Genomic DNA, 19,299 nt, shown 5'->3' with positions numbered 1-19,299 from the left:
ATTCTGCTTCCTTGAAAATAGGACGGCATTATAACGCCTTCGCTTTTTTCCTCCATAGAGAAACTGCTTTTTGTGCTGAACTGGTCAAAATTACACCCTCTATCAGCAGCATAGACAAAAAATGTGCAATTTCTCTTCGATTGATTCTCAACCGAGGTCACAACCTGATAAAAGGACAGGGAAAGTGATGCCGAACTAGGGAATTGTGTGTTATATTTTTGCACCTTACACGTATTGTACATACGATCAGAAAATAGAGGGATAATGGCTCTATGAGCGATCTAGCTAAAGAGATCACGCCCGTAAACATTGAAGATGAGCTAAGAGGTTCATACCTTGACTACGCGATGTCCGTTATCGTGGGTCGTGCTCTTCCGGATGTGCGTGATGGCCTAAAACCAGTACACCGCCGCGTGCTTTACGCGATGAATGTACTAGGCAACGACTGGAATAAACCATATAAAAAATCTGCCCGTGTCGTCGGCGACGTAATCGGTAAATATCACCCTCATGGTGACAGTGCGGTATACGACACCATCGTGCGTATGGCACAACCGTTCTCGCTACGTTACATGCTGGTCGATGGCCAAGGTAACTTTGGTTCGATCGATGGTGACTCCGCGGCAGCAATGCGTTATACCGAAGTTCGCATGGCGAAAATCGCCCACGAGCTTTTGGCTGACCTAGATAAAGAAACCGTGGATTACGTGCCGAACTATGACGGTACAGAACAGATCCCAGCGGTTCTTCCTACGAAAATTCCAAACCTGCTGGTCAACGGTTCTTCCGGTATCGCAGTAGGTATGGCAACCAACATTCCTCCGCACAACTTGACGGAAGTTATTGATGGCTGCCTTGCATACATCAATAACGAAGCTATCACGATTGATGAGCTGATGGATTACATTCCTGGTCCAGATTTCCCTACGGCTGCTTTGATTAGCGGACGTAAAGGCATTATTGACGCGTATAAAACTGGTCGCGGCAAAATCTACATGCGTTCAAAAGCGGAAATCGAAGTCGAGAAGAATGGCAAAGAAACCATCATCGTTACTGAGATCCCATATCAAGTGAACAAAGCTCGTTTGATCGAAAAGATCGCTGAGCTAGTGAAAGATAAGAAAGTAGAAGGCATCAGTGCACTGCGCGACGAGTCGGACAAAGACGGTATGCGCATTGTTATTGAATGTAAGCGCGACGCAGTGGGTGAAGTGGTTCTAAACAACCTTTACGCCCAAACTCAGCTGCAAACGACTTTCGGCATCAACATGGTTGCGCTTGATAATGGCCAGCCAAAGTTATTCAACTTGAAAGAGATGTTGAAGTGCTTCGTTGATCACCGTCGTGAAGTCGTCACTCGTCGTACTATCTTCGAGTTGAAGAAAGCACGCGATCGTGCCCATATCCTTGAAGCGTTGGCGCTGGCTCTTGCGAACATCGATGAAATCATCGAATTGATCCGTAACGCCGCGACTCCAGCAGAAGCGAAAGCGGGCTTAGTGGCTCGTGGCTGGGATCTGGGCAACGTAGCTGCCATGCTTGAAAGCGCCGGGACTGACGCTGCTCGTCCAGATTGGCTTGAACCTCAATATGGCATCCGTGATGGTCAGTACTTCCTAACGGAAACCCAAGCGCAAGCGATCCTTGATCTACGCCTACATAAACTGACAGGCCTAGAGCACGAGAAGATCCTAGACGAGTACAAAGCGCTATTAGACGAAATCAAAGAGTTGATGCATATCCTTGCAAGCACTGAACGTTTGATGGAAGTGATTCGCGAAGAACTTGAAATGGTTCGTGATGCATTCGGCGATGTACGTCGTACTGAAATCACCGCTGCGAGCCATGACATTGATCTTGAAGAGCTGATCGCTCGTGAAGACGTTGTTGTGACGCTTTCTCACGAAGGTTACGTTAAGTACCAAATTCTAAGCGACTACGAAGCACAGCGTCGTGGTGGTAAGGGTAAGAGCGCAACCAAGATGAAAGATGAAGATTACATCGAACGTCTATTGGTCGCGAACACGCACGACAACATTTTGTTATTCTCAACGCGTGGTAAGACTTACCGCATGAAAGTATACCAATTGCCTCTCGCAAGCCGCACGGCTCGTGGTAAGCCAATTGTGAACCTACTACCGCTGGAAGAAAACGAACGTATTACGGCTATTCTACCGGTAACAGAGTTCAGTGCTGACAAGTTTATCTTCATGGCAACTGGCGATGGTACGGTGAAGAAAACCTCACTTGATCAATTCTCCAACGTTCGTGCAAATGGTCTTATCGCTGTGAACCTACGTGATGAAGATTCGCTGATTGGTGTTGATATCACTGACGGCGAAAGCGAAATCATGCTGTTCTCTAAATTTGGTAAAGTGGTGCGCTTCAAAGAAGCAGAAGAGAGCCCAGTACTGGATGAAAATGGTAACCCAGTTCTTGATGAGAACGGTCAGCCAGAGATCAAGTTCAAAGGCGTGCGTCCTATGGGCCGTACCGCGGCAGGTGTTCGTGGTATGAAACTCGCTGATGGCGATCAAGTTGTGTCACTGATCGTACCGAAGAATGACGGCGATGTCCTTACTGTGACTGAAAACGGTTACGGTAAACGTACTGTGCTTTCAGAGTACCCAACCAAAGGCCGCGGCACTCAGGGTGTTGTGTCTATCAAGGTTTCTGAGCGTAACGGTAGTGTTGTTGGTGCGGTTCAAGTTGAAGACGGTGACGAATTCATGATGATCACGGACGCTGGTACACTAGTACGTACTCGTGTGGCGGAAGTGAGCCAAGTGGGTCGTAACACTCAAGGTGTCACCCTGATCCGTACTGCAGAAGACGAATCGGTCGTGGGCTTACAACGCATTGATGAAGTTGAAGAAACTGACTTGCCAGAAGGCGAAGAAGCGGACGCAACGGAAGCGACTGAGCAAGCACCTCAGGCACAAGATCCTCAAGCAGACAACGATGACGCAGCCGACCAAGAGTAATCTTGCTTAGCAACGACATAACAAAGCCAGATAGTGCAAACTATCTGGCTTTTTTCATTTTTGTCGATAGGAAGTTGGCAATGGGTCAAAGCAGTTGCTTAAAAAGTTTGCTAAGCTGGCTGCTCATTTTCTAAAGGATAATCATATGGATAGCTGGTTAATTATCGCGACAATTATGATGCTGTTTTTTCTGATCAGTATCTGGATGGCGGCAGCGAAATGGGCAGCGAAACAATGGTATTTACTTAGCTTATTAACGATGATCGGCGCTGTAATTACCTATGGTGTACTGCAGAGCCCCCGCCCCGAAACAAAGCCAGAAAATGCGATGTTCAAGAGCATGACGGCAGAGGATTTGATGGCGCAACTGCAAGTTCAATTAAAAGAGAATCCGAATGATGCGGGGTTGTGGTTTCAACTTGGGCAAGGGTATCTGCTCAATAAAGAGTTGGATGCTGCTTTGATCTGTTTCGACTATGCAATACAGCTGACCGAGCGCCCTTCCTCTACTCAACTTGCGGCAAAAGCAACCGCATTGTACTACCTTGGATCTCAGCAAATGAGTGGTGAGGTAAGCCTTTTGCTTGAGCAAGCCTTACAACTTGAACCTTACAATGAAGCCGCCTTATCGCTGCTCGCGAATGATCATTTTATCTCTTTTCGTTTTCAGCAAGCGATTGATACATGGACCTATTTGCTGGATTCTAATGATCCTAAATTGGACAGAGAATCGGTTATCCGCTCCATTGATCAAGCCAAGGCATTGATGCAAACTTCAACTCGTTAAGCGTATTGTGGCTAAGCAATACATTAATTAGCGTTGTTCAAGTAAATGTTGCCAAACATGGGATGCGTTTCGGTATTTTTGAAACTGAGTGCTGCCATATGACCATTTTCCTAACCAACTCTGCTATCCTCCTCAGGTAACTCCTTGGCACAAGTGTCAGAAACGTTGTTGTTTGGCTTACTCACTCCAAGCAAAGAGTTTGCTGTGTTTAAACAGATGGCCTGAACGTGAACTGTAACGCTAAGCTGCTAGGGTACTGTTTAAGGTATATATGGAAGTATTCTTATAGGGAGGTGACCAGGATGGAATTACTCTCAACCTATCTTACGATCATTATGGCAATGCTCATTGCTTATCCGTTTGTTTTAGTTGGTTTAAAAGCAGCCAGTAACGGATGTGAGGTTACGAAAGTCAAAGTAACCAATCGTTTTAACTATGGATTTTCGTTGATTCTTTTGATTTTCATGATTGCGCATATCCAGACAGAAACTTTTCACGCCGCAGGTTTGCTTGAAATGTTCAAACCAGAATAAGCAACAATCGATAAATAAAAACGTCAGCCTGAAGGCTGACGTTTTTGGTTAATTGTACTTTGTTAGTATTTAGACTCACGTTCTGCTGCGGCTTTATCCCAGTCAGGCACAACGGTTTTTAAGAAGTGTTGTTTCTCGGCGTTCATTTTCTCCATATCCATACCGAGTGCTTTTTGTGCTGCAGCTTTGGTGGAAATGTCTGGAATTTGAACTGGCTCGGTGATGCCTTTTGTAGCAAGGAGACGAACAAGCTTGGTTCTGGCATCTGCTGCACGATCGACCGCAGTACCTAACACTTCAAGTGCCACTTCAGGTGCGTGCATATGGACGCCGTGTGATGCAATCGCGTAGTCCCAACGCCATTGAGCGTGACGAATATCTTGCAAAATCGGTTTCATTTCTTCTTCAGTAGCGCCAGCTTTCCAAGCTGCACCCGCTTCAAAGTGAGCCGCAACGATTTGTTTTTCCGCAGTCAACTTCATGTTTAGTACTTGTGCTTTGCGGGTAGAGACAATTTCACGTAGCTGATCTTTGCTCTGAGTGTGGCACTGTGCACAGGTATCTTCGAAACGGTCGAAAGGATTACCGACTTTGTGATCGGTGTAGACGGTACCATCTTCTTTCTTCACTTTTGGCATGTGACAGTCCACACAGACGACTTTGTTCTTGCCATGAATGCCTTCACGCCATGTCTCAAAACCTGGGTGCTGCGCTTTTAACATGGGTGCTTTCGAGACCGCATGCGTCCAGTCAGCAAAGCCTAGAGCGTCATAGTACTCTTCCATTTGTTGTACGCCAGTGCCCATATCCCAGGGGAATTTGACGGCTTTGGTTGGGCCAGTAAAGTAATATTCAACGTGGCACTGAGCACAAACCGATGCTTGTTTGTCTAAGCGGGATTGCTGCTCAAACGGTTTGTTGATCGCTTGGAAAGCGCGTTCTACATAAGGGCGGGTCAGCGCTAGCTCAGGTTCGCCATTTTTGAATTTCTCGCTTCGGATATCATGACAATCGGCGCAGCCGATAGGATTAGCAATTTCCGCTCCTAAACGTGCCCACTTACCTTCAAAGTAACCATCTTCGCCACGCTCATCAATGACGCGGGCAACATCTGGGCTTTTACAGCTCCAACAAGCCATTGGCATTGGGCCTGATTTCGCATCTTGGGGCCCGCCAGTGCGTAGTGTCTGTCTGACATCATCCAATGCGTAAAAGTGGCCGCGCGCTTTGTTGTAATCTTTAGCAAAGCCATAGCCAGCCCAGAGAATCACCATATTTGGATCTTCTGCTAAGGCATCTTCAATTTCGACGCTTTCAGAGGTTTTTTTCCAAGATTGATATTGGTCTGGGTGATTTTGTTCAAATGCGTCGTTACGCGGATCAACCAGTCCTTTTTCTTCTGCAGAGACTGCAGTGATATTCAGCAACGCTGTCATCACAAGGGCAGTAACTGAGACTGAGGAAGCCATCCAGTGTTTTATGCTCACGGTGTTATCTCCATATTCGTTTTTATTAGCAGCGTTGTGAGTTTGCTATTTCCAAATAAGAATTGGAGATCTGATGTTTATATTAGGTCAGTAACATTTAGAAAAGAATTGGCGAAAATCTATTCATTGCTTTAGATCAATTTAGGTAGGTGATCGCTATCACGATAAGATCCATATACCCCTAAAGGGGTAGGTTTATTCTTTTTTAACTCAATGATTTAGCAAAATTTCACAATGGAAAATGAGTGACTAAGGTCGCTTTTTAAGCAAAAAATAGATACTACTAAAGAGTAGTAGGGGTATGATAATTGACAGGTATAGCGTTGTGGCTTTTCCGAAATAAGAATTGATGTCATTTGAAATAATCGTGTTATTTCGAAGGAATTAATTTATCACCAAAGAAATAATTGAAAATGATTCTTAATTATTATTTGGATAAGGAAAGGATAAAATGGGCAATATAAAATTGGCCATAGTCATAATGCTGAAATCTATTCTCGCATTCTCTTTCTATGGCTATTCATTCTCAGCGATAGCAGACACTTCTGTAGCCACAGAAGCCACTGACTCGTCGCGATTCCAGGTCGAACTGATCCGTGACCGTGATTACAAATGCGTTCAATGCCATAAGGACTCGAAGGAAACGTTGTCCGGTTCTCATGGTGAAGATGCGCATAAAATTCTCGGTCGCGAAGTCAATTGTACGGAATGTCACAACAACATTGGACCAGACCATCGGGAAGGCGCACCACTTGTTACGAAATACTCTCCAGCGCAATCGAAAGAAGGGACGGAAAAAGTGTTCATGGACACCAGTGCTATCCTGAAAGCCAATGGTGCTTGTACCGATTGTCATCAACCTCAGGATCTCCAACAAGCCAGTTGGACCCATGATGTGCATGCGAAAAATCTAACCTGCTCGAATTGTCATGATGTTCATGCCAATAAAGCCAAAGTGTTGGGCTTGGAGCGCAAAGAGAAAATCAAGATGTGTGTGGATTGCCACTCTGACTTTAACCAGAAAGAAGAGGAGAGGTAATATGAGTTGTTCAAGACGAAATTTCCTTGCTGGTGGTGGCGCGTTGATCATGACAACGGGCATTGCTGGCACTTCTATGGTGACTGGGCGCTTAGCATTTGCGGAAGAGGATAAGGGCCAAGCAATTCGTTATGGCATGATCCACGACGAGACCGCCTGTATCGGATGTACGGCTTGTACCGATGCCTGCCGAGAGGTGAACAAAGTCCCTGAAGGCGTAAGTCGATTGGAGATCATACGCAGTGAGCCGCACGGTGAGTACCCGAATGTCGATTACCGTTTCACCCGTAAATCTTGCCAACACTGTGAAAACCCACCTTGTGTTTATGTTTGTCCTACCGGTGCGGCGTACAAAGATGAAAAAACCGGCATCGTGGATGTCCACAAAGAAAAATGTGTCGGTTGCGGCTATTGCCTTGCCGCGTGTCCCTATCAAGTGCGCTTCTTTAACCCAGTGGATCACTCGGCCGACAAATGCAATTTCTGTCGAGACACCAATTTGGCGCAAGGCAAGCTACCCGCCTGTGTGGAATCTTGTCCAACTAAGGCACTGATTTTTGGTGATTTAAATGATCCGCAAAGTGACGTGAATCGAGTATTGACTGACAAGGTCTATTACCGAGATAAAGTGCACTTAGGCACGAAACCCAAATTATTCAAAATCCCACATCAAAAAGGGGAGGTGTAGCATGAACGGATTTGAATCTGCATTCCACTTTGATTCTCTGGTCTGGGATTGGATCATTGCGATCTATCTTTTCCTTGCCGGTATGTCTGCAGGAGCGGTGATGATCACTGTGTACTTAAAACGCAAGGTGATTGTCGGCGATCCAGCACAAAATGGCATCATGAAAGCGATGGCTTGGCTGGCGCCGTTTGGCATCATTTCGGGTTTAACGATCTTGATTTTCCACTTAACCAAACCTCTTGAGTTTTGGAAGATCATGATTTTCTACAATCCAACTTCCGTTATGTCGATGGGGGTTATTCTCTTCCAAGTGTACATGGCCGTGTTGTTCGTTTGGATTGGGATTATTTTTCAGAAAACGATCGTTGATTTTCTCGGTGATAAGTTGACCTTTGTTGATGGCTTGTTGACCTGGTTCAAACGTTTTGAAAACAGCATCGAGTTGTTCTTAGCCTTTTTGGCGTTAGTGCTTGCGGCTTATACGGGGTTCCTACTGTCTGCATTGAAAACGTACCCGATGCTCAATAATCCAGTGTTGCCACTGCTGTTTCTTTTCTCCAGTTTGTCTTCAGGCGCTGCAGCGTGTTTGATGTTCGGTATTTTGGTGTTTAAAGAGTCAGTGAAAGATCCAAGTGTCAGTTGGGTACATGGTTTTGAGCGTCCTGTGGTCTTGTTTGAGTTGTTTGTATTGGTCACCTTCTTTACCGGGTTGATCTTTGCGGGTGGACAAGCGGAAATGGCGGCTTGGAATGCTATCTCTGGTGGATTTTGGGCGCAGTGGTTTTGGGTTGGTGTGGTGCTGATTGGTATGTTGCTACCGCTGACACTCAACTGGTTAGTGCCAGCCGAAGTGAGACATAAACATGCTTATATTTTTGTGGTCACGACACTTAGCATGGTTGGCGTTTTGATGCTGCGTACGTTTATTTTGTACGCTGGCCAGATGACGGTTGTCTAATAAAGGAGTATAGATGGAGGCAGAACTGGGCCTAATTTTCCTGATTTTTGCGGCAGTCGGCAGTAGCTTCGCAGTGATATTGCATGCCATGAATCGACTGTTATCGAAGCAAACACCCCTCGCATTGATGTTGGGTTGTGGGTATTTAGTGGCGCTCAGCTCTGCTTTTTCCTTGTTGTATCTGATTCTTGCTTTTGTTGCCGATGATTTCGCATTGGCTTATGTGGCAAGCCATTCCAACAGCCAATTACCCGTGATCTTTAAAATTGCGGCAAGTTGGGGAGGACATCAAGGCTCGATGCTGTTTTGGGTCGTCACCTTAAGTTTGTGGGCTTGCTTGATTCGATCTCGTGATGAGTTCTCATCGCAGTATAAAGCGGATTATATTGCGGCAATGCTCATGCTGACCGCCATTTTCGCGTGGTTTACTCTGTTAACCTCGAACCCATTCGAGTACGCGCCATCACTGGCCAGCGATGGACGCGATCTCAACCCAATGTTGCAAGATGTTGGGCTCATTTTGCATCCCCCGCTACTGTACCTTGGTTATGTCGGTTTCGCTTCTATCCTAGCGTTGGGCGTGGCGGCGTTGTTACAGCCATCGGCCATCCATCATTGGTTTCAGGCAGGCCGTGACTGGGCGATGGTTGCGTGGGGCTTTCTCACCTTAGGCATTATTGTCGGCTCCTGGTGGGCATACAATGAATTAGGCTGGGGAGGTTGGTGGTTCTGGGATCCGGTTGAAAATGCCTCTTTGCTACCTTGGTTAACAGCAACCGCCTTGTTACACACACTTGTTCAATCAAAGCGGCAAGGTGGGGTCAATAAATCCAGCTATATGCTCGCGTTTTTGACCTTCGGTTTCAGTGTTCTCGGTACTTTTATTGTCCGCTCGGGGATTTTGACATCGGTACATGCGTTTGCCGTGGATCCAACCAAAGGTATTGTACTTTTGCTGGTCATGGCGTTCATTTTTCTACTCACTTTTGCATTATTGATCCTCAAAAGCGATAGCATCCCCGCTAAAGCCATTACCCATTGGCTAAGTCGCCAATACCTTACGCTGGTGGCGATGGGTTTGTTACTGATCGCAACCAGTACCGTGTTCCTTGGCACCTTCTACCCAATGATTTATGAGCTGTTGCGGCTTGGGAGCATCTCAGTGGGTGCTCCGTATTTCAATACAATGATTGCGCCATTAAGCCTTTTAGGGCTGCTAGCAATGGGGTGGGGGCCGTTACTAAAATGGCAGCAAGGCCTGTTTCAGCGCCGCAAACGCGTTTTGACGGAGTTTGTGGTCTCCGCTGTACTCGGTGCCGTGCTCTATTTGCTGCAAGTGCAGGTATGGGCGCCAATGACTTTGTTGTTCTGGTGTGTTACGACCTGGGTGATTGTTAGCCACCTTCGGTTATTGTTTGTTATGCCACCAACAAAGAGGCGCCAAAAACTGCCAATGGTGCTTTCTCATATTGGTATTGCATTGGTGTGCCTCGGCGCGATGATGAATGCCCAACATTCGTTTGAACGAAATGTTCGTGTGGAACCTAACTCGTACCATCAGTTCGATGGCTTTTCCATTCGTTATCAAGGAATTGACTGGTCCATTGGACCAAACTACACCGCGGAGCGAGCGTCGGTCTCACTTATCCTTGCCGATAGACAATTTCAATTGTTACCCGAAAGACGGCATTACCCGGTGAGGGTCATGAACATGACAGAGCCCGCAATCAAGTCTTTTTGGCATGGGGATTACTACCTGACTCTGGGTGAGAAAGTCGGGCCTAAAGCCTATGCGTTGAAGATCCAATACCGTGCTTACATTTGGTGGATCTGGCTAGGCGGTTTGATGGTTGTTGCTGCGGTGTTCACTGCATTACAGCCAGTTCAGCAACGCGTTAAGGTGGAGCGCTACTGTGAACAACAAAGTTACTAAGTTGCTTGTGTTGGTGAGCATCGTCGGCATCGTTACGTTTACCGCAGTCTTGGGCATTGAACGACAAAATGCTGGTCACACAACGCCTGCCACTGTGATTCCCTTGCCCAATATTGAAGCAAAAGATCTTTTTTCGGCGAATACGATCACAACGCAAGATCTTATTTCCGATCAATACCGTGTGATGAACGTTTGGGCATCTTGGTGTGGGATTTGTCGAGATGAGCATACGTTTATTATGTCGCTTAAACAGCAGGGTATTGACGTGATTGGCTTAAATTATCGTGATAATAAGCAAGAAGCGTTGGGCTATTTGGAGAGCGAAGGTAACCCTTATTCCAAGGTGATTTATGATCCAGACGGGATCGTCTCAATCGATTTTGGCGTGATTGGCACACCGGAAACCTACTTAATAAACCCTAATGGGGAAATAATGATCAAATTTCGAGGTAAATTAGATCAAAAACAGTGGAATAAACATTTTGCTACGTATTTTAAATAGAACATTATTATCGACATGGCTCGTCTTATTCGTCGCTTTTGTCTCTTTCTCTAGTCAGGCACAGAACGAGAATACAAGCTCTAATCACGTTGATTTGTTTCAGTTTCATAGTGTCGAGCTGCAAGAGAGAGCAATACGTTTATCCAAGGAATTGCGCTGCCCCCAATGCCAGAATCAGAATCTCCTCGAGTCGAATGCGCAAGTGGCTCGAGATCTGCGTTTTATTGTGTATAGCCAAATAAATGATGGGAAAAGCGATCAAGAAGTGGTGGACTTTATGACCAGCCGATATGGCAATATGGTGTTATATAATCCGCCAATAAATAGCAGTACATTATTACTTTGGATCTTTCCTGTCGTTATTTTGATCATTTTCTTTGTTATTTCGATCCGAAATATTCACACAAAAAGAATGTGACAATTATTCCATAATAAGCAATTAATTGTGCAATTATCATGCAAGCTGTTATCATTTTTGAAAATTATATGAAATAGTTAATTCAGTTATTGTAGGTTTACTGACGGGTAATCAGAGTGGATACAATTAAGACGCAATTAAAAAAGGATTTTTATTCGCAAATTTATTCACTGCAATCAAGTGCATCGTCGCATACGACTTCAACACTTGCTTTACTCACAGAAGAAGAAATCAGTGAACTTGAAGCGCTATGGATTGAATTGGTGGTTTGGAAGAAAAGCCAAACACATTAAAAGCAAACGAATTTAAACAAAAAACCTCAAACCATGTTTGAGGTTTTTTGTTTCTCAGCATCTCGTAGGTGCATTTGTCCTTCGCAGCAAGTGCACGCTAGGTAAAACGTAGTGCTAATTTGGGTAACGGCAAGTAGAGGCTTTCAATCATTTCATCCAGCATCTCATCGTAGCAACGGAAAATAGTGGCTGAGATGAGCGAGGTTAGCTCATAGGCATTAGTCTTATTCAATTTTTCCTGCTGCAAGCTAGCGTACATCTCTAGCTCGCGTATGACTTCGACGCTCGCAGGGGCTGCAATGTGATAAGGGCTAAGCAAAGTGAGCTGATTCAAACGCCTAACCATGCGCTGAGCACAATGGGCAAAGCGTTCCCTTCCTTGTGGTTGATGTAAGTCTTGAATAGCAATACGCAATTGCGTCAATGCATCGAGATTTTCAATGATCACCTGCCAATGACAATGATACTCATCAATTAATTCGTCGCGCTCAGATTCCGCTAGCCAAGCCACGGTCGTTTCATCGACAAGAAACAATGTGTGGCGCAGCATTTTGCCGTGCAAAAACTGATTCTTGGCAATGCTTTGTTCCTGCCACTGTGAGAACAGAGTTTGATATTGACTGAGTAAAATCCGATACAACGGCTTGCTTTCTCCTGAAGCAAGCTCGATCAGTGCTTGGCATTTGGCCAGTACTTCCGTTTGGGTATGATGGATTTCGCTAGAGTGCACTTGTTTATACAAAAGGCTCAAGTGGGTTGCGCTACGATGCTGTCTCAAAAGCTGCACAATCTCGCGTAGTGTGCTGATCACTTGATATTTTTGCTCTTGTTGACGCTCTCGTTTGTGGGAGAGATAAAACAGTACGAGCAAGATTGCAATTGAAATGAGAGATGAGAGTAGAACGAACATAGCAGACTCCTTGTATGCATGATACTCAGCCCTTCCGTGTTGGATCTACTGCGGTGCGTTGTGTTTCTCTACGACAAAAGCTCACTATGCGTAAGGGGAATCACTCACATTCTATCGACCAGCAGTACCAACTGACTTGGGCATGACATAATAGGAGCAGTTTTAATGCCATATTAAATCTCTTTATAAAACAATGAGATGAAATATTCTGACTTGAGTCTATGGTTAATTTGGTGCATCAAATGCACTAATAGTGTGATTTTGGGCACAAAAAAGCCCTGCGGGTGCAGGGCTTTGAAAGATTGAAGCGTTGAATTACATCACGCGCATGCCTGGCTGCGCGCCTTCATGTGGTTCAAGGATCCAAAGATCTTTGCCACCAGGGCCTGCCGCTAGGATCATGCCCTCAGACATACCAAACTTCATCTTACGTGGTTTCAAGTTTGCCACAACCACTGTGTACTTGCCGACAAGATCTTCAGGATTGTACGCCGCTTTGATACCAGAGAAGACTTGACGCATTTCACCGCCGATATCCAATTGGAATTTCAACAGTTTGTCAGCTTTTGGCACCGATTCACAAGAAACGATTTTGGCAATACGAAGGTCCACTTTCGCGAAGTCATCAAACTCAATTTCTTCGGCAATGGGATCTTTGCTTAGCTCGGTCTCTTGAGCTGCATTAGAGGCTTCTGCTTTCTCTTTTGCCGCCATTTCAGCCGCCGCATCTTCTTTTGATGCTTCAATCATGGCTTCGATGTTTTTCGGATCGATACGATTGAATAGCGCTTTAAACGCAGTAATTTCGTGTGCTGTTAATGGCTGAGCAACACCTTCCCAGGTTAGCTCTTCATTCAAGAAGGCTTCAGTGCGAGCTGCAAGAGCAGGCATAACTGGCTTCAAGTAAGTCATTAGAACGCGGAACAGGTTAATACCAACAGAACAGATTTCCTGAAGTTCCTGATCTTTGCCTTCTTGTTTTGCCACAACCCAAGGCGCTTTTTCATCAACGTATTGGTTAGCTTTGTCCGCCAACGCGGTGATTTCACGGATCGCACGACCGAACTCACGCGCTTCGTAAAGTTCAGCAATACGGTCTGCCGCAGCAACAAATTCGTTGTAAAGCTCTGGCTCGACGAAGTTTTCAGCGAGCTTGCCTTCAAAGCGTTTCGCAATGAAGCCCGCATTACGCGATGCTAGGTTAACAATCTTGTTTACGACGTCAGCGTTTACGCGCTGAGTAAAGTCTTCAAGGTTAAGGTCTAGGTCATCAATGCGGCTGTTTAGCTTCGCTGCGTAGTAGTAACGCAGACACTCTGGATCAAGGTGCTCAAGGTAAGTGCTCGCTTTCACGAATGTACCTTTAGACTTCGACATCTTCGCACCATTTACGGTTACGTAGCCGTGAACAAAAACGTTGTTTGGCTTGCGGAAGCCAGAGCCGTCTAGCATTGCTGGCCAGAACAGGCTGTGGAAGTAAACGATGTCTTTACCGATGAAGTGGTAAAGTTCTGTTTTACTGTCTTTATTCCAGTATTCATCAAAATCAAGATCATCACGCTTATCACATAGGTTTTTGAATGAACCCATGTAGCCGATTGGCGCATCTAGCCAAACGTAGAAAAACTTGTCTTTTTCGCCTGGAATTTCAAAACCGAAGTAAGGTGCATCACGTGAGATATCCCACTGCTGAAGACCAGACTCAAACCATTCTTGCATTTTGTTTGCGGTTTCAGTTTGCAGAGAGCCAGAGCGAGTCCACTCTTTTAGCATGCTTTCAAACTGAGGCAGGTCGAAGAAGAAGTGCTCTGAATCTTTCATCACTGGCGTTGCGCCTGAGACGGCAGATTTTGGATTGATCAATTCTGTTGGGCTGTAGGTTTCGCCACAAGCATCGCAGTTGTCGCCGTATTGATCTTCAGACTTACACTTCGGACACGTTCCCTTCACGAAACGATCGGGTAGGAACATCTCTTTTTCAGGGTCGAACAACTGAGAAATAGTACGGCTTGAAATAAAGCCATTTTTTTTCAGTTGCAGATAAATGTGAGACGCCAGTTCACGGTTCTCATCGGAATGCGTACTGTGATAGTTATCGAAACTAATGTCAAAGCCAGCGAAATCTTTTTGGTGCTCGATGCTCACCGCAGCAATCATCTCTTCTGGAGACATACCCATCTGTTGCGCTTTAAGCATAATTGGCGTGCCGTGAGCGTCGTCAGCACAGATGAAGTTTACAATGTTGCCGCGTAGGCGTTGGTAACGAACCCAAATGTCCGCTTGGATATGCTCAAGCATATGGCCAAGGTGGATCGAACCGTTAGCGTACGGAAGGGCACAAGTTACCAGCAATTTCCTTTGGGGAAAGTTTCTTGGATCGTTTGCCATACTTAATATTCGCTTATCTCGATAGGTATAAAAATTGATTGGTAATACTAACTCAGGAAACCTTTAAGTCCAAGGTGCTGACAAGGATAATCACCTGGTTTTTTTGGGGTTCAGTCAGACAAGACTCGGTGATAGGATGTCGAAAAAGGAGGAGTTATGCATCAGTTCACTTCTAAACAAGATTTTTGTCATTGGTTGAATCAGTTTGAGCACGAAACGTTAGCTCCACGATGGAGCGAAGTGCATGGTGTTGTGATGGTTCAAGCCGATGGCACTTTCGCCATTCAGCTCCCATTTGCTGCCCAGCAACTTCAAGACGCGCTCAGCGAGTGGATTGTTCAGCAACAGCAGCGTGGTGCGGTTCCACCGTTTGCTTTCACGGTAGGTCAGCAAGTTAAGGCGTTAGAAACTCAAGTTTCTCAGTCTGTTCGTGGGGTTAAGAATATTATTGCCGTCACGTCCGCTAAAGGCGGTGTGGGTAAATCAACCACAGCGGTGAATTTGGCACTAGCGATCGCTTCTCAAGGCGCAAAGGTGGGATTGCTAGACGCGGATATCTACGGACCTTCTTTGCCTATCATGCTGGGGAGTGTCGATCAAAGACCGGATGTTCGTGACGGCAAATGGATGCAGCCGATCCTCGCGCACGGCATCTACACCAACTCTATTGGTTACTTGGTGGATAAGAATGAAGCCGCCATTTGGCGTGGACCTATGGCATCAAAAGCGCTCTCTCAATTACTGAATGAAACTGAGTGGCCAGATTTGGATTATTTGGTGATCGATATGCCTCCCGGCACTGGGGATATTCAGTTAACTCTTTCACAGCAAATTCCCGTTACTACCAGTGTTATCGTTACCACACCGCAGGACCTAGCGTTAGCCGATGCGAAGAAGGGCGCCGCGATGTTTGAAAAGATTGGCGTTCCCGTGGCAGGGATTGTAGAAAACATGAGTTACCATATTTGCAGTCAATGCGGTGCCAAAGAGCACATTTTTGGTCAAGGCGGCGCGGTACAGATGGCGCAACAGTTTGGCTTATCTTTGTTGGCGCAAGTGCCATTGCATATCAGCGTTCGTGAAGATCTCGACTCGGGTGTGCCAACGGTGGTCGCAAGGCCAGAGAGCGAGCACGGCAGACTATACCGTCAGCTTGCTTTGCAGATATGCAGCTCGATGTATTGGAATGGTAAGGCGAAGCCTGAAACGATCCTGTTTACCCGTATAGACGGATGATTTTATTACGAGTTAAAGAATAAATAATGACCAGGTAAACGTTTGCCTGGTTTATTATTCTTCGTAGTACACACAATGCACCACGAAACTGGGAAAAGCGACTAGTATCTAATGAGTGAACTCCTTATAATCAGGCGGTTTATCTTATTCCCACTGCAAAAAATCATCATCGGGTGCAACTAATGTCTGAAAAAAGTCAATGCGTCATCGTCGGTATTGCTGGCGCTTCTGCTTCTGGTAAAAGCCTCATCGCCAGTACGATTTATAACGAACTACGTGCAAAGGTGGGAGACCATCAAATCGGTGTGATTACGGAAGATTGCTACTATAACGACCAAAGCCATCTGAGTATGGAAGAGCGCGTTAAAACGAACTATGACCACCCAAATGCACTTGATCACGATCTTCTTTGTGAACACTTAGAAAAGTTAATGAAAGGCGAGTCGGTTGAAGTACCTGAATACAGCTACACGGAGCACACTCGTACTGAAAACACCACCACTATGACACCAAAGAAGGTGATCATTCTTGAAGGCATCCTGCTTCTGACGGATCCTCGTCTGCGTGATTTGATGCATGCGACAGTGTTTATGGACACGCCACTGGATATCTGTCTACTTCGCCGTGTGAAACGCGATGTGGAAGAGCGTGGTCGTACGATGGAATCGGTACTCAAACAGTATCAAAAAACAGTTCGCCCAATGTTTATGCAGTTTATTGAACCGTCTAAACAGTACGCAGATATCATCGTTCCTCGTGGTGGTAAAAACCGCATCGCGATTGACGTACTGAAAGCGCACATTGCAAAACTATTGAAAGCTTAAGTCATTGTCTTGTCAGCGAGCTTTATTTTTAATTAAGAAAGTGGCACTTTAGGTGCCACTTTCTTTTTTTGCAGCAAGAACCGCGTAAAATACGTGTTTTCTCTGTTCTTGTCTCAACTCTTGATGCAAAGGAATACGCATATGAAAAAACTGTTCCTTATTTTGGCTGCGCCTATCGCGGTTGTCGTGATGGCTGCGATAGCGCTAGTGACCTTAGTAAACCCCAATCAATTTAAACCGCTGATCACCGAACAAGTGGCCAAGCAAACGGGTTTAGAGTTGGTGATTGAAGGCGACATTGAATGGCAATTTTTTCCTTCGATTGGTTTTTCTCTAGGCAAAACGGAATTAAAGAATCCTCAGGGCTTTTCTCAAGAAAACTTGTTTAAAGTTGAGAGCGTTGGGATCGATATCTCGGTGATGCCTCTGCTTGATAAAGTTTTGCAGATTGGTGATGTTCGCCTAGATGGTGCGGAATTCCATCTAGAGACGCGTAAAGATGGGCAAAAGAATATTGATGCGCTAACTCAGCAGCAGAAAGCGCAACAAGAAACGGCTCAGCAAGAGGTGAGCTCGGAGCCCACTACGGATGCTCCACAGCAAGCTGGCGCAGCGGCAGAGTGGCGTATTGAGTTGGCTGGGATCTCGGTGAGCAATGCCAAACTCGTTAATCAAGATCGACAAGCGGGTACCTCACTTGAACTCTATGATGTGAATTTCTCACTTTCAGAATTCGCCTTTGAGCAATGGACCAAAGCGGAATTTTCAGCCAAAGGAAAAAACAACCAGCAGCAGTTCAGTGCAAACGGCAAGCTTGAGTTTCAGCTGACGCAAGATTTCTCTTCTTATGCTCTGCGCAATATTGAGCTAAACAGCCAGTTTAGCGATCCAGCCACGAAGATGGATCACTTCAAGTTGGTGCTGGACACCTTCGAGTTTGATAAAGACAACGCACTGACATTTGAAATCAAAGGCCAAGCATCCGGTATGGATCTTTCGGCCAATGGCTCGGCGCAGTTGCATGTGGATGCAGCCATCAGCACCGTGATGGTGAAGGCATTCCAGTTGGAATCGCAACTAAATGGGGAATCTCTGCCTCAATCGCCGATGAAGGTGGCAATGAGCTCTGAGGTGACCTTTGATGTGCCGCGCAGCCATCTATCGCTTGTGCTTAATAAACTGACCGCCAACGACATTGCTTTAGATGGTAAAGCCGATGTGACGTTAGCTGAGATTCCTAAAGTACGCTTTTCACTGCACAGCCCAGAGATTGATCTCGATAAATTTCTCGGCCTAACGCAGCCATCGCAAGAAACGGCAAGCACAAACAGCAGCAATGACAAAGACGCGCATCCAGAGGCAAACAACGAAGTTGAGCCTGACCTGAGCGCTTTAAAAACGTTGGATGTGATTGGCCAAGTGAGTATTGATAAGTTCAAAGCCAATAATGCCAAGCTGCAAAATGTCATCACCAAGTTCACGGTGAACCGTGGTATCGCGACTTTAGATCGTTTTGATGCCAATCTGTATCAAGGTTCTATCAACGCCAGCGCAAAACTGGATGCACGTCGATCACCCGCCACCTATAGTGTGAAAAAGCGCATCAAAGGTGTTCAGGTGCAACCGCTGTTGGTGGACGTGGCACAAAACGACAAGTTGGAAGGTACTGGCAATATCGATGTTGATGTTAAGGGATCAAGCTTAACGCCAAGCGGTATTCAGAAAAACCTCGTCGGTACAGTTGAAATCAATTTTGCTGATGGTGCCGTCAACGGCATTAACGTCGCGCAGATGATTCGTGAAAACTACGCCAAGATTAAAGGTGAAAAGTTAGACGCCACCGAAGGGGTGCAAAAAACCGACTTCAGTTCAATGACGGCAACGTTGACGTTGAACAAAGGCAAGGTGACAACCAATAACATGCACATGCAATCTCCGCTACTGCGTATTCGTGGGAAAGGAGAAGCAAACTACATCAATCAAACGGTTGATTTTACGGTCAGTACTTCGATTGTGGGATCGCTAGAAGGCCAAGGCGGTAAGGACATCGATGAACTGAGAGACGTGACAATTCCTATCAACATTTCAGGCAGTTGGGCGGATCCAAAATTCAAGTTGGTGTTTGATGATGTGTTAAAGCAAAAAGCCCAAAAAGAGATTGACCGCGGAGTCGAGAAGTTGACCGATAAGATCAAAGATGAGAAAACCAAAGAGGCGGTCGATGGTTTACTTAAAGGCTTGTTTAACTAGCTAAGTCATAGAAAGAGCAGGGCGACATCATGTCGCCCTGCTTATAGATTGGAGCTGGAAAAGCATTTC

At 45.7% G+C, this 19,299-nt stretch carries 16 protein-coding genes; 13 read left to right on the top strand and 3 right to left on the bottom strand.

Annotated features, from left to right (window positions below; translation table 11 throughout):
- Positions 1 to 272: 272 nt before the first annotated feature.
- From gyrA to PQQ36_RS11500, 3 genes are all read left to right on the top strand, one after another.
- Positions 273 to 2,984: a DNA topoisomerase (ATP-hydrolyzing) subunit A gene (gene gyrA / locus PQQ36_RS11510; RefSeq protein WP_013572086.1), complete on the top strand. Its 2,712-nt coding sequence runs from the start codon at positions 273 to 275 to the stop codon at positions 2,982 to 2,984.
- A 145-nt stretch (positions 2,985 to 3,129) separates the two neighbouring features.
- A complete protein-coding gene (locus tag PQQ36_RS11505) occupies positions 3,130 to 3,771 on the top strand; it encodes a TPR domain-containing protein (protein ID WP_225472151.1) in 642 nt (213 codons plus the stop codon).
- Positions 3,772 to 4,073: 302 nt separating this feature from the next.
- The gene (locus PQQ36_RS11500) at positions 4,074 to 4,304 is read left to right on the top strand and encodes a hypothetical protein (RefSeq protein ID WP_011149948.1); all 231 of its coding nucleotides are present in this window, start codon (positions 4,074 to 4,076) and stop codon (positions 4,302 to 4,304) included.
- Positions 4,305 to 4,366: 62 nt separating this feature from the next.
- Here PQQ36_RS11500 and nrfA read toward each other — a convergent pair whose 3' ends face one another.
- Positions 4,367 to 5,791: an ammonia-forming nitrite reductase cytochrome c552 subunit gene (gene nrfA, locus PQQ36_RS11495; protein WP_130191352.1), complete on the bottom strand. Its 1,425-nt coding sequence runs from the start codon at positions 5,789 to 5,791 to the stop codon at positions 4,367 to 4,369.
- Positions 5,792 to 6,242: 451 nt separating this feature from the next.
- On the opposite strand from nrfA, the gene nrfB reads away from it, so the two are divergent.
- The 7 genes from nrfB (at position 6,243) to PQQ36_RS11460 (ending at position 11,622) form a co-directional block, all read left to right on the top strand.
- A complete protein-coding gene (gene nrfB / locus PQQ36_RS11490; protein ID WP_043921054.1) occupies positions 6,243 to 6,830 on the top strand; it encodes a cytochrome c nitrite reductase pentaheme subunit in 588 nt (195 codons plus the stop codon).
- A gap of 1 nt (position 6,831) precedes the next feature.
- Positions 6,832 to 7,518 carry a cytochrome c nitrite reductase Fe-S protein gene (gene nrfC, locus PQQ36_RS11485; RefSeq protein WP_039553260.1) on the top strand — a complete coding sequence of 229 codons (687 nt, stop codon included), beginning with the start codon at positions 6,832 to 6,834 and terminating at the stop codon, positions 7,516 to 7,518.
- Between the two features lies 1 nt (position 7,519).
- Positions 7,520 to 8,476, top strand: coding sequence for a cytochrome c nitrite reductase subunit NrfD (gene nrfD, locus PQQ36_RS11480; protein ID WP_011080838.1), 957 nt, complete (start codon positions 7,520 to 7,522; stop codon positions 8,474 to 8,476).
- Positions 8,477 to 8,489: 13 nt separating this feature from the next.
- The gene (locus tag PQQ36_RS11475; protein ID WP_039553262.1) at positions 8,490 to 10,409 is read left to right on the top strand and encodes a heme lyase CcmF/NrfE family subunit; all 1,920 of its coding nucleotides are present in this window, start codon (positions 8,490 to 8,492) and stop codon (positions 10,407 to 10,409) included.
- Positions 10,390 to 10,911: a DsbE family thiol:disulfide interchange protein gene (locus tag PQQ36_RS11470; RefSeq protein WP_273661224.1), complete on the top strand. Its 522-nt coding sequence runs from the start codon at positions 10,390 to 10,392 to the stop codon at positions 10,909 to 10,911. Before PQQ36_RS11475 ends, PQQ36_RS11470 begins: the two co-directional genes overlap by 20 nt.
- Positions 10,892 to 11,329 (top strand): heme lyase NrfEFG subunit NrfF, encoded by a 438-nt coding sequence (gene nrfF, locus PQQ36_RS11465; protein ID WP_044023905.1) that lies wholly within the window; start codon positions 10,892 to 10,894, stop codon positions 11,327 to 11,329. Before PQQ36_RS11470 ends, nrfF begins: the two co-directional genes overlap by 20 nt.
- A gap of 116 nt (positions 11,330 to 11,445) precedes the next feature.
- Positions 11,446 to 11,622 carry a hypothetical protein gene (locus PQQ36_RS11460; RefSeq protein ID WP_011149954.1) on the top strand — a complete coding sequence of 59 codons (177 nt, stop codon included), beginning with the start codon at positions 11,446 to 11,448 and terminating at the stop codon, positions 11,620 to 11,622.
- Positions 11,623 to 11,719: 97 nt separating this feature from the next.
- On the opposite strand, the gene PQQ36_RS11455 is transcribed toward PQQ36_RS11460, so the two are convergent.
- Both PQQ36_RS11455 and metG read right to left on the bottom strand, forming a co-directional pair.
- On the bottom strand, positions 11,720 to 12,532 hold the full coding sequence (locus PQQ36_RS11455; RefSeq protein WP_072612076.1) for a hypothetical protein: 813 nt from the start codon (positions 12,530 to 12,532) through the stop codon (positions 11,720 to 11,722).
- 315 nt (positions 12,533 to 12,847) lie between these two features.
- Positions 12,848 to 14,920, bottom strand: coding sequence for a methionine--tRNA ligase (gene metG / locus PQQ36_RS11450; protein ID WP_011149956.1), 2,073 nt, complete (start codon positions 14,918 to 14,920; stop codon positions 12,848 to 12,850).
- Positions 14,921 to 15,076: 156 nt separating this feature from the next.
- On the opposite strand from metG, the gene apbC reads away from it, so the two are divergent.
- The 3 genes from apbC (at position 15,077) to PQQ36_RS11435 (ending at position 19,230) form a co-directional block, all read left to right on the top strand.
- Complete coding sequence (gene apbC / locus PQQ36_RS11445; RefSeq protein WP_157401509.1) at positions 15,077 to 16,156, top strand: iron-sulfur cluster carrier protein ApbC; 1,080 nt, start codon at positions 15,077 to 15,079, stop codon at positions 16,154 to 16,156.
- A 182-nt stretch (positions 16,157 to 16,338) separates the two neighbouring features.
- Positions 16,339 to 16,980: a uridine kinase gene (udk, locus tag PQQ36_RS11440; RefSeq protein ID WP_011080832.1), complete on the top strand. Its 642-nt coding sequence runs from the start codon at positions 16,339 to 16,341 to the stop codon at positions 16,978 to 16,980.
- Positions 16,981 to 17,121: 141 nt separating this feature from the next.
- Positions 17,122 to 19,230 carry an AsmA family protein gene (locus tag PQQ36_RS11435; protein WP_157401510.1) on the top strand — a complete coding sequence of 703 codons (2,109 nt, stop codon included), beginning with the start codon at positions 17,122 to 17,124 and terminating at the stop codon, positions 19,228 to 19,230.
- The last annotated feature ends 69 nt before the right edge of the window (positions 19,231 to 19,299 follow it).

Origin of the sequence: Vibrio sp. CCUG 15886, from assembly GCF_028570825.1 — a bacterium.
GTDB lineage: Bacteria > Pseudomonadota > Gammaproteobacteria > Enterobacterales > Vibrionaceae > Vibrio > Vibrio vulnificus_B.
The sequence above is the reverse complement of the archived record's forward strand: the minus strand, read 5'-3'. Positions and strand labels throughout refer to the sequence as shown.

Excerpts from the sequence above, each read along its gene's own strand:
- nrfB (WP_043921054.1), top strand. The coding sequence starts at position 6,243 with ATGGGCAATATAAAATTGGCCATAGTCATAATGCTGAAATCTATTCTC.
- PQQ36_RS11435 (WP_157401510.1), top strand. The coding sequence starts at position 17,122 with ATGAAAAAACTGTTCCTTATTTTGGCTGCGCCTATCGCGGTTGTCGTG.
- gyrA (WP_013572086.1), top strand. The coding sequence starts at position 273 with ATGAGCGATCTAGCTAAAGAGATCACGCCCGTAAACATTGAAGATGAG.
- PQQ36_RS11505 (WP_225472151.1), top strand. The coding sequence starts at position 3,130 with ATGGATAGCTGGTTAATTATCGCGACAATTATGATGCTGTTTTTTCTG.
- metG (WP_011149956.1), bottom strand. The coding sequence starts at position 14,920 with ATGGCAAACGATCCAAGAAACTTTCCCCAAAGGAAATTGCTGGTAACT.
- PQQ36_RS11500 (WP_011149948.1), top strand. The coding sequence starts at position 4,074 with ATGGAATTACTCTCAACCTATCTTACGATCATTATGGCAATGCTCATT.
- apbC (WP_157401509.1), top strand. The coding sequence starts at position 15,077 with ATGCATCAGTTCACTTCTAAACAAGATTTTTGTCATTGGTTGAATCAG.
- nrfC (WP_039553260.1), top strand. The coding sequence starts at position 6,832 with ATGAGTTGTTCAAGACGAAATTTCCTTGCTGGTGGTGGCGCGTTGATC.
- PQQ36_RS11455 (WP_072612076.1), bottom strand. The coding sequence starts at position 12,532 with ATGTTCGTTCTACTCTCATCTCTCATTTCAATTGCAATCTTGCTCGTA.
- udk (WP_011080832.1), top strand. The coding sequence starts at position 16,339 with ATGTCTGAAAAAAGTCAATGCGTCATCGTCGGTATTGCTGGCGCTTCT.
- nrfD (WP_011080838.1), top strand. The coding sequence starts at position 7,520 with ATGAACGGATTTGAATCTGCATTCCACTTTGATTCTCTGGTCTGGGAT.
- PQQ36_RS11475 (WP_039553262.1), top strand. The coding sequence starts at position 8,490 with ATGGAGGCAGAACTGGGCCTAATTTTCCTGATTTTTGCGGCAGTCGGC.